General features: G+C 71.4%; 11 protein-coding genes. 9 read left to right on the top strand and 2 right to left on the bottom strand.

Annotated features, from left to right (window positions below):
* Positions 1-35: 35 nt before the first annotated feature.
* Both ABEB28_RS39785 and whiA read left to right on the top strand, forming a co-directional pair.
* Positions 36-977: a gluconeogenesis factor YvcK family protein gene (locus ABEB28_RS39785; RefSeq protein WP_345733489.1), complete on the top strand. Its 942-nt coding sequence runs from the start codon at positions 36-38 to the stop codon at positions 975-977.
* A 73-nt stretch (positions 978-1,050) separates the two neighbouring features.
* Entirely contained in the window at positions 1,051-2,031 is a 981-nt protein-coding gene (whiA, locus tag ABEB28_RS39780) for a DNA-binding protein WhiA (RefSeq protein WP_345733488.1), read from the top strand.
* Positions 2,032-2,104: 73 nt separating this feature from the next.
* Here the strand turns inward: whiA and ABEB28_RS39775 are convergent, their stop codons facing one another.
* Positions 2,105-2,401: an SCO4225 family membrane protein gene (locus ABEB28_RS39775; RefSeq protein WP_345733487.1), complete on the bottom strand. Its 297-nt coding sequence runs from the start codon at positions 2,399-2,401 to the stop codon at positions 2,105-2,107.
* A 218-nt stretch (positions 2,402-2,619) separates the two neighbouring features.
* On the opposite strand from ABEB28_RS39775, the gene ABEB28_RS39770 reads away from it, so the two are divergent.
* From ABEB28_RS39770 to ABEB28_RS39740, 7 genes are all read left to right on the top strand, one after another.
* The gene (locus ABEB28_RS39770; RefSeq protein ID WP_345733486.1) at positions 2,620-3,120 is read left to right on the top strand and encodes an NADPH-dependent FMN reductase; all 501 of its coding nucleotides are present in this window, start codon (positions 2,620-2,622) and stop codon (positions 3,118-3,120) included.
* 13 nt (positions 3,121-3,133) lie between these two features.
* Positions 3,134-3,622 (top strand): flavin reductase family protein, encoded by a 489-nt coding sequence (locus ABEB28_RS39765; protein ID WP_345733485.1) that lies wholly within the window; start codon positions 3,134-3,136, stop codon positions 3,620-3,622.
* A gap of 57 nt (positions 3,623-3,679) precedes the next feature.
* Positions 3,680-6,205 carry an Hsp70 family protein gene (locus ABEB28_RS39760; protein WP_345733484.1) on the top strand — a complete coding sequence of 842 codons (2,526 nt, stop codon included), beginning with the start codon at positions 3,680-3,682 and terminating at the stop codon, positions 6,203-6,205.
* A 220-nt stretch (positions 6,206-6,425) separates the two neighbouring features.
* Positions 6,426-7,430, top strand: a complete 1,005-nt coding sequence (gene gap, locus ABEB28_RS39755; protein ID WP_345733483.1) for a type I glyceraldehyde-3-phosphate dehydrogenase — start codon at positions 6,426-6,428, stop codon at positions 7,428-7,430.
* Between the two features lie 14 nt (positions 7,431-7,444).
* A complete protein-coding gene (locus tag ABEB28_RS39750) occupies positions 7,445-8,644 on the top strand; it encodes a phosphoglycerate kinase (protein WP_345733482.1) in 1,200 nt (399 codons plus the stop codon).
* A 3-nt stretch (positions 8,645-8,647) separates the two neighbouring features.
* Entirely contained in the window at positions 8,648-9,451 is an 804-nt protein-coding gene (gene tpiA, locus ABEB28_RS39745; protein ID WP_345733481.1) for a triose-phosphate isomerase, read from the top strand.
* Between the two features lie 44 nt (positions 9,452-9,495).
* On the top strand, positions 9,496-10,113 hold the full coding sequence (locus ABEB28_RS39740) for a thiamine diphosphokinase (protein ID WP_345733516.1): 618 nt from the start codon (positions 9,496-9,498) through the stop codon (positions 10,111-10,113).
* Positions 10,114-10,174: 61 nt separating this feature from the next.
* On the opposite strand, the gene ABEB28_RS39735 is transcribed toward ABEB28_RS39740, so the two are convergent.
* Complete coding sequence (locus tag ABEB28_RS39735; protein WP_345733515.1) at positions 10,175-10,885, bottom strand: ABC transporter permease; 711 nt, start codon at positions 10,883-10,885, stop codon at positions 10,175-10,177.
* Between the last annotated feature and the right edge of the window lie 11 nt (positions 10,886-10,896).

The raw sequence follows: 10,896 nt of genomic DNA, 5'->3' as shown, positions 1-10,896 counted from the left end.
TCGGTCGAAAAGAATTCCGTGGGAAGGCGAGAGGCGTGATCGGTTGGGACACCGAGCGACCTCCGCGGGTGGTGGCCTTCGGAGGCGGGCACGGGCTGTTCGCCTCGCTCAAGGCCTTGTGTCTGCTGGGGATCGACCCGACCGCCGTGGTCACGGTCGCCGACGACGGCGGCTCCAGCGGTCGGCTGCGGCGGGAGTTCGGCGGGATTCCGCCCGGTGACCTCCGCCAGGCACTGGTGGCGCTGGCGAACCCCGCCGATCCGGTGACCGCCGCGGTGTTCCAGCACCGCTTCCCCGGCGGCGGCGACCTCGGTGGTCACGCGATCGGCAACCTGATCCTGGCCGGCCTCACCGACATCCTCGGCGGCACGATCCCCGCGCTGGACCACGCGGCCCGCGTTTTGGGCTGCCGGGGCCGGGTGCTGCCGATGGCGGCCCAGCCGCTGGACATCGAGGCCGACGTCGCCGGTGCACTGGGCAACGTCGTGACGATCCACGGCCAGCACGAGGTGGCCACGACGCGCGGGCAGGTGCGCCGGGTCCGGGTCAACCCGGCGGATGCGCCGGCCTGCCCGGAGGCGGTCGAGGCGGTGGCGATGGCCGATGCGTTGGTTCTCGGCCCCGGCTCCTGGTTCACCAGCGTGTTGCCGCACTTCCTGGTGCCCGATCTCGCGAACGCGATCGTCAGCTCGCCGGCCCGCCGGATCCTCGTGCTGAACCTCAGCACGGACGGTGAGACCAAGGGAATGCCGTTCGAAGGGCATCTCCACGCGCTGGCCGAACACGCTCCGGCGTTGAAGGTAGACGTCGTGCTGGCAGATCCACACATCGTTGGGGACCACACCGGTCTGTCCCGTGCGGCAGAATCCCTGGGGGGACGTCTGGTTGTGGCGCCGGTAGCGGCGTCCGACGGGAGTCCGCGGCACGATCAGCAGGCTCTCGCCGCCGCACTACGCGGAGTGCTCGGCACCGGTTGAAACGCCGGTGACGGGTGGGTGCAGAGCCCGGCGTGCCGTAACGGGGGCAGAGCGAGACGACTGGAGCAGCGCGATGGCGATGACGGCCGCGGTGAAGGACGAGTTGAGCCGGGTCGCGGTCACCAAACCCTGTTGCCGTAAATCCGAGATGGCGGCGCTACTCCGGTTCGCCGGCGGTCTGCACATCGTCGCGGGGCGGGTCGTGGTCGAAGCGGAACTCGACACCGGCAACGCGGCGCGCCGACTGCGGCAGAGCATCGCCGAGGTTTACGGGCACGGCAGCGAGGTGCACGTGCTCACCGCGGGCGGCCTGCGCAAGACCAGCCGCTACATCGTGCGGGTGGTCCGTGAGGGTGACTCGCTGGCGCGGCAGACCGGATTGCTGGACGTCCGGGGGCGGCCGGTGCGCGGGCTGCCGCCGCAGGTCGTGTCTGCGGCGGCGTGCTGCTCCGAAGCGGCGTGGCGCGGAGCGTTCCTGGCCCACGGCTCGCTCACCGAGCCCGGACGCTCGGCGGCGCTGGAGATCACCTGCCCCGGTCCGGAAGCGGCCTTGGCGCTGGTGGGTGCGGCACGGCGGATCGGCGTCACCGCCAAGGCGCGGGAGGTTCGCGGCGTCGACCGGGTCGTCGTCCGGGACGGCGACGCGATCGGTGCGCTGCTCACCCGGATCGGTGCCCACGCGAGCGTGCTGGCGTGGGAGGAGCGGCGGATGCGGCGCGAGGTGCGGGCCACCGCGAACCGGCTCGCGAACTTCGACGACGCGAACCTGCGGCGGTCGGCGCGGGCGGCGGTCGCCGCGGGTGCCCGCGTGGAGCGGGCGATGGAGATCCTGGGCGGCGACGCTCCGGAGCACCTCCTGGCCGCCGGGCGGTTGCGGCTGGCGCACGGCCAGGCGTCGCTGGAAGAGCTCGGGTCGCTGGCCGACCCGCCGCTGACCAAGGACGCGGTGGCCGGCCGGATCCGGCGGCTGCTCGCGCTGGCCGACAAGCGTGCGCACGACACCGGTATCCCGGACACCGAGGCCAGCGTGACGCCGGAGATGCTCGCGCCGTAGGCCACTGGGGCCAGCAGGCCGGCGGGCGCGCCGGGTTCGCCGGCGCGCCCGCGCCGGCCGGAAGGCCCGCGGGTCAGCGTGCGGGGCGGCGGCGGACCAGGGCGACCAGGCCGCCGATCGCGGTCGCGTTGATCACGGCTCCGAGGACGACGGCGGCCATCAGCACGGCCGGTCCGGCCGCGGAGTCCGTGGCCACTATGCCGAGCAACGAGAACGGCAGCGTCACCAGGATGACCCAGATACCCGCCAGGTTGGCGTCCGGCTGGTCCCAGGTGACCAGGCTGACGGTGACCAACGCGGTGACGACCGCGACCCCGGCCAGGTAGGCGCGGGAGAACCAGTTGTCGAAGGCGAGACGAAGAATTCGCATGCCGTCAGCATCGCTCGCGGCGGTTCGCCCGTCGTGAGTCCTAGTACTCAGACCGCACTGCGCAGTCCCACCGGCCCGCACGTCATGACGAACCTCGCAGAAGTGTCGAGGCCACGTAACCCACGGAGCCCGGTCGATCGGGTACCGATGGGGGGACGGCGCACGGCCGTCGCCCAACCGACCGGTCGTCGGTAGGGCAGCGCGGTAGGGAGACGTGCATGAAGGTGGCGGTTGTCGCGGGCAATCCGAAGCCGCAGTCGCGGACGCTCGACGCGGCGACCCGGGTCGCCCGGGAACTGACCGGCCAGGAGCCGGACGTCGTCGTGGACGTCGTCACGCTCGGCGCCGGCTTGCTCGGCTGGGGTGACGCCGGCGTCGCGGCGGCGGTGGAGTCGGTGCGGTCGGCGGAGCTCGCCGTGATCGCCAGCCCCACGTTCAAGGCCACCTACACCGGCGTGCTCAAACTGTTCCTCGACCAGTTCGCCACCGCCGAGGGCCTGGCCGGTGTGGTCGCGGTGCCGGTGATGCTCGGTGCCGGCCCCGGCCACGCGATGGCGCCCGACCTGCTGCTCAAGCCGGTGCTCGTCGAGCTCGGCGCGTCCTGCCCGACGCCGGGTCTGTACTTGATCGACTCCACCTACACCGAGAGCTCCGTGATCGCGAATTACGCCGCGCGGTGGTCGGGTGCGGTGACCGGCACCGTATCCGGCCTGCGATGAGGACGGTGTGGAAATGAAAGCGGTCGCTGGGGCGGCGCCCCGAGATCTGCGCGACGTCTACGGGGCTTTCCCGAGCGGCGTCGTGGGGTTGTGCGCGGTCGTGGACGACGTCCCGGTCGGCATGGCGGCGAGCAGCTTCGTCGCGGTGTCGCTGGAGCCGGCGCTGGTCGCGGTCTGCGTCCAGAACACGTCGACGACCTGGCCGCGGCTGCGCGACCGGCCGTTCGTCGGGGTGAGCGTGCTGGGGGAGTCCCACGACCTCGCCGCCCGGCGGCTGGCCGCGAAGACCGGTGACCGGTTCGAAGGGCTGACGATCGGCACCACCGGGGGCGGAGCGGTGCTGATCGAGGGAGCGAGCGCGTGGCTGGAGTGCGCGGTGGAGCGGGAGGTCCCGGCCGGCGACCACGACATCGTGCTGCTGCGGATCGAAGCGTTCGAGGTGCGGCCCGCCGTGGCGCCGCTGGTGTTCCACTCCAGCGGCTTCCGCCGGCTCTCGGCCTGAGCCCGGCTGTGCCGGTGACGAACCTCTGACACCCGACACTAGGGTGGCGGAGTGGCCGTGGACTCCTACCGACTCGGCGTTGACTTCGGAACCTCCAGCACCGTGGCGGTTCTGCTCAGTGCGGACGGCCGGGTTCGTCCGCTGCTGTTCGACTCGTCGCCCCTGCTGTCGTCCGCGGTGTTCCTCGGACCGGACGGCACACCGCTGACCGGTGCGGACGCCGAGCGCGCCGGCCTCGGCTACGCCTCGGGTCTGGAGCCGAACCCGAAACGCCGGATCGACGACGGCACGGTCTGGCTGGGCGAACGCGAGATCGGCGTCGTCGATGTGATCGGCGTCGTGCTCCGGCGCGTCGCCGAGGAGGCGTACCGGGTGACCGGTGGACCGCCCGCGAAGATCGTCCTCACCCACCCGGCGGCCTGGGGCCAGGCCCGGCTCGGGGTGCTGACGGCCGCGGCCGAGCGCGCCGGGTTGGGTCGGGTCGAACTGGTCCCGGAGCCGGTGGCCGCTGCCGCGTACTTCGTGCAGGTGCTGGGGCACCAATTAGCGGGTGGGCGCTGCCTCGTCGTCTACGACTTGGGCGCGGGCACGTTCGACGTCAGCGTGGTGCGACCGGTCGGAGCGGGATTCGAGGTCGTCGCCTCGGCCGGTCTGTCCGACGTCGGCGGGCTCGACCTGGACGCGGCGGTCGTCGCGCACGCGCGCGGGCTGACCAGCGGCGCGAGCGACGCGTGGGCGCAGCTGGACTGGCCGCAGACGCCCGCAGACCAACAGGCGCGGCACGCGCTCTGGCGGGGCGCGAAGGCGGCGAAGGAGCAGCTGTCCCGGCATCCCGCCACCGACCTGCACGTGCCGCTGGTGAACACCGGTGTGCGCCTCACCCGCGAGGAGTTCGAGAAACTCGCGACGCCGCTGCTGGACCGCACGTCCGCGCTGACGTTGAGCGTCCTGCGTACCGCCGGGATCGCGCCGGAGCAGGTGGGCGGCGTTTTCCTGGTCGGTGGGTCGTCGCGGATCCCGCTCGCCGCCACGCTGCTGCACCGGACGCTCCGCATCGCACCGACCGCGCTGGACTATCCCGAGCTGGTCGTCGCGGAGGGCAGCCTGCGCGCGGTGACGGCGGCGGCGCCCACGGTGGTCGAGCTGCCGACCGAGGTGCTGTCGCCCGGCCCGTCCGCACCCGGATCCCCGGCGGGCCCGCCGACCCAGGTGCTTCCGCCGGCGGCGACGGCGACGCTACCCAGCAGTCCGCAAGCGCCCCCGACCCAGTCGTTCACGCCGTCCCGGCCGGAGTCACCACCCGTCTCCGGCGCTCCCGTGCCCAGCGTTCCCGTGTCCGGCGGTCCGGGCGCTCCGGTCTCGGGTGGGCCGGGCTTCCCGGTCTCCGGTGGCCCCGGCACCCCGGTGGGCCCAGGCTCTCCGATGGCGCCCGGCTCTCCGATCAGCCCCGGCCCGCCGTTCTATCCCGGCCCGCCGATGGGCCCCGGGACACCGCACGCCGGTCCGGTCGCGCCGGCGCCGCGCCCGACCGGCGTCCCGCGACGGAGACTGGCTCTCCTGCTCGGCGGAGTCGCGGCGGTCGTCGTCGCCCTCGTCCTGACGCTCGTCATCCTCAAGCCGTGGTCGACGCCTCTGACCGACAAGCCGCTCACCGGCGCCACGCTCGCCGCGACCCTCACCGGGCACCAGGACGAGGTCAGCGCGATTGCATTCCATCCCGACAGCACGCTGTTGGCCAGCGCGAGCGCTGACAAGACGATCCGGTTCTGGGACGTCGAGAAGCGCGAGGAGAGCGGCCAGCCGCTGAGGAGCTTCACCTATGGTGTCGACCGGGTGGTGTTCGAGCCGACGGAGGGCACCCGCGTCGCATCGCTCAGCAACCACGAGGCCCGGGTCTGGGACGTCGAGAATCGCCGCGCCGAGACCGAGGACCTCGACAACGAGGACACCTACACCAGGGCCATCACCTTCAGCACCGACGGAAAGAAGGTGTTCGCGCTCGACGAGACGACCACCGTGCGCAGGTGGGCGGCGTCCGGCGACGGAAAGCTCGAGTACCGCGCCGATCGGGTGTCCGGTACGACCTCGACCCTGTCGTACTACGCGCTGAGCCCGGACGGCAGCAGGGTCGCCGCGATCAACGACGGCCTCCGGGTCTACGACGTCGAGACCAGCAAGCCGATCACCGGGGTGCTCGAGCCCGAGAACCCGGATTCCTTCTCGTTCGACAGGATGGAATTCAGCTCGAACGGCAAGCTCCTGGCGGTCGGCGACAACGTGAACAACACGGTCGTTTTGTTCGACGTCGAGCGCGGCCGCGCGCTCGGCGCTGACCTCACCGGCCACTCCGAGGACATTGACGAGCTGGCGTTCAGTCCGGACGGGAAGTACCTGGCGAGCGCAGGAGCGGACGCCATCCGGCTCTGGGACGTCCAGGGCCGACGCGCGATCGGCAAGCCGCTCACCGGCCACAAGGACGAGGTCACCGACCTGGCGTTCAGCGCGGACGGGAAGTACCTCGCGAGCGCGAGCGCGGACAAGGACAAGACGATCAAGCTGTGGAGCCTGGCCCGGGGCGACTGACGCACCGTCACCTGCGGCGGGGACGTCGTGGGCGGTTCCGGAACGAATGTACCGCTGAATCGATTCGGCGGGACCGGTACGATGTCACCCGCGGCTCATCGATAGGCTCGACAGCGAGATCGGCGCCGGTCGACGGCCGTAGACCCAGGGTTCGCGGTCGCCGGCGGATGACGGCTCGGTCGCACCGCACCGCATTTGTCACATCGGCGAGGGAGTACGCGTGACCATCCGGGTAGGCATCAACGGGTTCGGACGTATCGGGCGCAACTTCTTCCGGGCCGCACTCGAGTCGGGCGCGGACATCCAGGTGGTCGGCGTCAACGACCTGACCGACAACGCCACGCTGGCGCACCTGCTGAAGTACGACAGCATCCTGGGCCGGCTGCCCCAGGAGGTGAAGGCCAGCGCGGACGAGATCTCGGTCGGTGGCCAGACGATCAAGGCCCTGGAAGAGCGCGACCCGGCGAAGCTGCCCTGGGGCGACCTCGGTGCCGACGTCGTGATCGAGTCGACCGGCTTCTTCACCGACGCCGCCAAGGCCAAGGCGCACCTCGACGGCGGCGCGAAGAAGGTCATCATCTCGGCGCCGGCCAAGAACGAAGACGTCACGGTCGTGATGGGTGTCAACCACACGGATTACGACCCGGCCAAGCACAACATCATCTCGAACGCGTCCTGCACCACGAACTGCCTCGGCCCGCTGGCCAAGGTGCTCAACGACGAGTTCGGCATCGTCAAGGGCCTGATGACGACCGTGCACGCCTACACGCAGGACCAGAACCTGCAGGACGGCCCGCACAAGGACCTGCGCCGCGCCCGCGCCGCCGCGCTGAACGTCGTCCCGACCAGCACCGGCGCCGCCAAGGCGATCGGCCTCGTGCTGCCGGAGCTGAAGGGCAAGTTGGACGGTTACGCGCTGCGGGTGCCGATCCCGACCGGCTCGGCCACCGACCTCACGGTCGAGCTGGGCCGGGACGCGACGGTCGAGGAGATCAACGCCGCCTACCAGGCCGCCGCGAACGGTCCGCTGAAGGGCTTCCTGAGCTACAACAGCGACCCGATCGTCTCGTCCGACATCGTCACCGACCCGGCGTCCTGCATCTACGACGCTCCGCTGACCAAGGTCATCGGCAACCAGGCGAAGGTCGTGGGCTGGTACGACAACGAGTGGGGTTACTCGAACCGCCTCGTCGACCTGGTCAACCTCGTCGGCAAGTCGCTCTGAGGACCGCCGGACACATGAAGACCCTCGACGACCTGCTCGCCGAGGGCGTTGCGGGCCGGCGCGTCCTGGTACGCGCCGACCTCAACGTCCCGCTCGACGGGCAGACGATCACCGACGACGGCCGGATCCGCGCCGTCCTCCCGACGATCACCGCGCTCCGCGACGCCGGCGCGAAGGTCATCGTCTTCTCGCACCTCGGCCGCCCCAAGGGCGCGCCGGACCCGAAGTACTCGCTGGAGCCGGTCGCCCAGCGGCTGGACCAGCTGCTCGGCGCGCCGGTGACGTTCGCGACCGACACCGTCGGCCCGCAGGCGCAGGAGTCCGCCGCCGGCCTCGGCGACGGCGGGATCGTGCTGCTGGAGAACCTGCGGTTCAACGCCGGTGAGACCAGCAAGGACGACGCCGAGCGACGCGCGTTCGCCGAGCAACTGTCGCACTTCGCCGGTCAGAACGGCGCGTACGTGGACGACGCGTTCGGCGCCGTCCACCGCAAGCACGCGAGCGTCTACGACCTGGCCCAGCTGCTGCCCGCGTACGCCGGTGGCCTGGTCGGCCGAGAGCTCGAGGTGCTGCGGACGCTGACCGGGGACCCGGCGCGGCCGTACGTCGTCGTGCTCGGTGGCAGCAAGGTCTCCGACAAGCTCGGCGTCATCGACGCGCTGCTGCCGAAGGTCGACACGCTGCTCATCGGCGGCGGCATGTGCTTCACGTTCCTGGCCGCGCAGGGGCACGGCACGGGTGACTCGCTGCTGGAGCAGGAGATGGTCGACACCTGCCGCCGGCTGCTCTCCGAGGCCGGGGACAAGATCGTCCTGCCGACCGACATCGTGCTCGCCGACGACTTCAGCGCGGACGCGAACACCAAGGTCGTCCCGGCCGACAAGCTGGAGGACGGCTGGAAGGGCCTGGACATCGGCCCGGCGTCGGCAGAGCTGTTCGCTTCGAAGCTCGCCGGCGCGAAGACCGTGTTCTGGAACGGCCCGATGGGTGTGTTCGAGCTGGCGCCGTTCGCCGAGGGCACCCGCGGGGTGGCCGAGGCCGTCGCGTCGGTGGACGGGCTGACGATCGTCGGCGGTGGCGACTCGGCTGCCGCGGTGCGTCAGCTGGGCATCGACGAGGCGCGGTTCGGGCACATCTCCACCGGCGGCGGTGCCTCGCTGGAGTTCCTCGAGGGCAAAGAACTGCCCGGCGTCGCTGCTCTGGAAAGGGCCTGACAGATGGCGAAGAAGGTCAGCTTCGAGCGGCGTCCGCTGATCGCGGGCAACTGGAAGATGAACCTCAACCACCTCGAGGCGATCTCCCTGACGCAGAAGATCGCGATCAGCCTCACCGAGGAGCAGCTCGCGCTGGTCGAGGCGGCGGTGATCCCGCCCTTCACCGACCTGCGAAGCGTCCAGACGCTGATCGACGGCGACAAGCTGCACCTCGTCTACGGGGCGCAGGATCTGTCGGCGCACGACGCCGGTGCGTACACCGGCGACATCTCCGGGGCGATGCTCGCCAAGCTCGGCTGCACCTACGTGGTGATCGGCCACTCGGAGCGGCGCGAGTACCACCACGAGGACGACGCGCTGATCAACGCCAAGGTGAAGGCGGCGTACAAGCACGGGCTCACCCCGATCCTGTGCATCGGTGAGCGGCTCGACGTCCGTGAGGCCGCCGGGCACGTCGCGCACTGCACCACCCAGCTGGACGCGGCGCTGGCGAAGGTCCCGGCCGAGCAGGTCGCGAGCATCGTCATCGCCTACGAGCCGGTCTGGGCGATCGGCACCGGCAAGGTTGCGACGCCCGACGACGCGCAGGAGGTCTGCGCGGCGATCCGGGCGCGGCTGGCGGAGAAGTACTCGCCGGAGATCGCGAACGGTATCCGTATCCTCTACGGCGGTTCGGTGAAGGCGAAGAACGTCGCCGGCATCATGGCCCAGCCCGACGTGGACGGTGCCCTGGTCGGTGGCGCGAGCATCGACGCGGACGAGTTCGCGACGATCTGCCGTTTCCCCGAGCACGCGACGGCGAGCTGAGCAGCACTCACGACGAACCGGCCGGCGGTTCGTCCTTGGTCATCGTGGTGGCCGGGGGCGAGCCGCCGGCCGCGTCGTCGCTCGAAGGGCTGCCGCCGGACGTGTTCGTGGTGGCCGCCGACTCCGGCGTGGACGGAGCGCAGGCGATCGGTCTGCGGGTCGGTCTGGCGATCGGGGACTTCGATTCGGCATCGCCGGGCGCGGCCGAGCGGGTCGAGGCGGCGGGCGGGCGGGTCGAGCGGCACCCGCCGGCGAAGGACGCCACCGACCTGGAGCTGGCGCTGGACGCCGCGCTGGTTCGCCGGCCGGACCGCATCGTCGTACTCGGCGGCGCGGGCGGACGGTTCGACCACTGGCTGGCGGTTGCCTTCCTGCTCGCGTCCCCGCTCTACGCGGGCGTGGAGATCCAGGCCCGCTGGGCGTCCGCGACGATGACCGTGGTACGGGGCACCGCCGTCCTGAGCGGACGCCCCGGCGACGTCGTCACGCTGCTGCCGGTGCACGGACCGGCCGCCGGTATCCGGACCGAGGGGCTGGAGTACCCGCTCCGCGACGAGGAGCTGGCGCCCGGCACGACCCGCGGCGTCTCGAACGTCCTGAGCGATACCACCGCCCGGGTGTCGGTCCGCGACGGCGTCCTGCTGGCGATCCAGCCACGCTGAACCGTGCACGTGTTCCGCCCTCGGAGGGGCGGAACACGTGCACGGTCTCGCTCCGGACGGCTCAGCCGGTCTCGCCGCGGACGCTGTACGCGCTGAGCCGGTCGATCGCGTACACGGTCGCCACCACCGCCAGCACCACGGTCGCCACCACCGCGTAGACGGCCCCGAGCTTCGCGCTCATCAGGTCGGTCGACGCGGCCTTGTCGGCCACCGCGACCGCGTACTGCCGGATGCTGAGCCACCGCACCCCGGCCAGCATGTTCGCCAGCGTGCTCTCCCAAATCACCAGGTAGCCCAGCGCGATCAGGACCGGACGGCGGCTCATCAGGCTCAGCGCGACGAACAGCCCGCTGTAGGCCACCGACCCCACGAACCCGCCGATAGCGAGCCCGATGCCGAGCCGGAGCGAGTCCACGATGATTCCGGCGGCGAACAGCGGCAGCGCGGACGCCGCGGTGGTCAGGCCGATCGCTACCCCGAGCTTGGTCAGGACGATGGTGCGGCGGGGGACCGGGGTGGTCAGCACGGTCACCGCGCTGCCGTCCTCCAACTCGGACCCGAGCACGCCGGTTCCGACGATCATCGCGATGAGCGGCAGCACCACTCCGAACCCGATCTGGGTCAGGACCGGCTCGGCCCAGCGCTCCGGATCCACCCCGGAGAGCCGTCCGATGACCGCCGCGACGAGCAGCAGCACCGGGAGCGGGAACAGCAGGAGGAACCGGCGCCGGCCGAGCAGCCCCCGGACGGTGATCCGGGTGAGAACTCCGATAACGGACATGA

This window comes from Cryptosporangium minutisporangium, from assembly GCF_039536245.1.
In the GTDB taxonomy this organism is placed as follows: domain Bacteria; phylum Actinomycetota; class Actinomycetes; order Mycobacteriales; family Cryptosporangiaceae; genus Cryptosporangium; species Cryptosporangium minutisporangium.
This window is presented reverse-complemented; position numbering and strand designations above follow the sequence as displayed.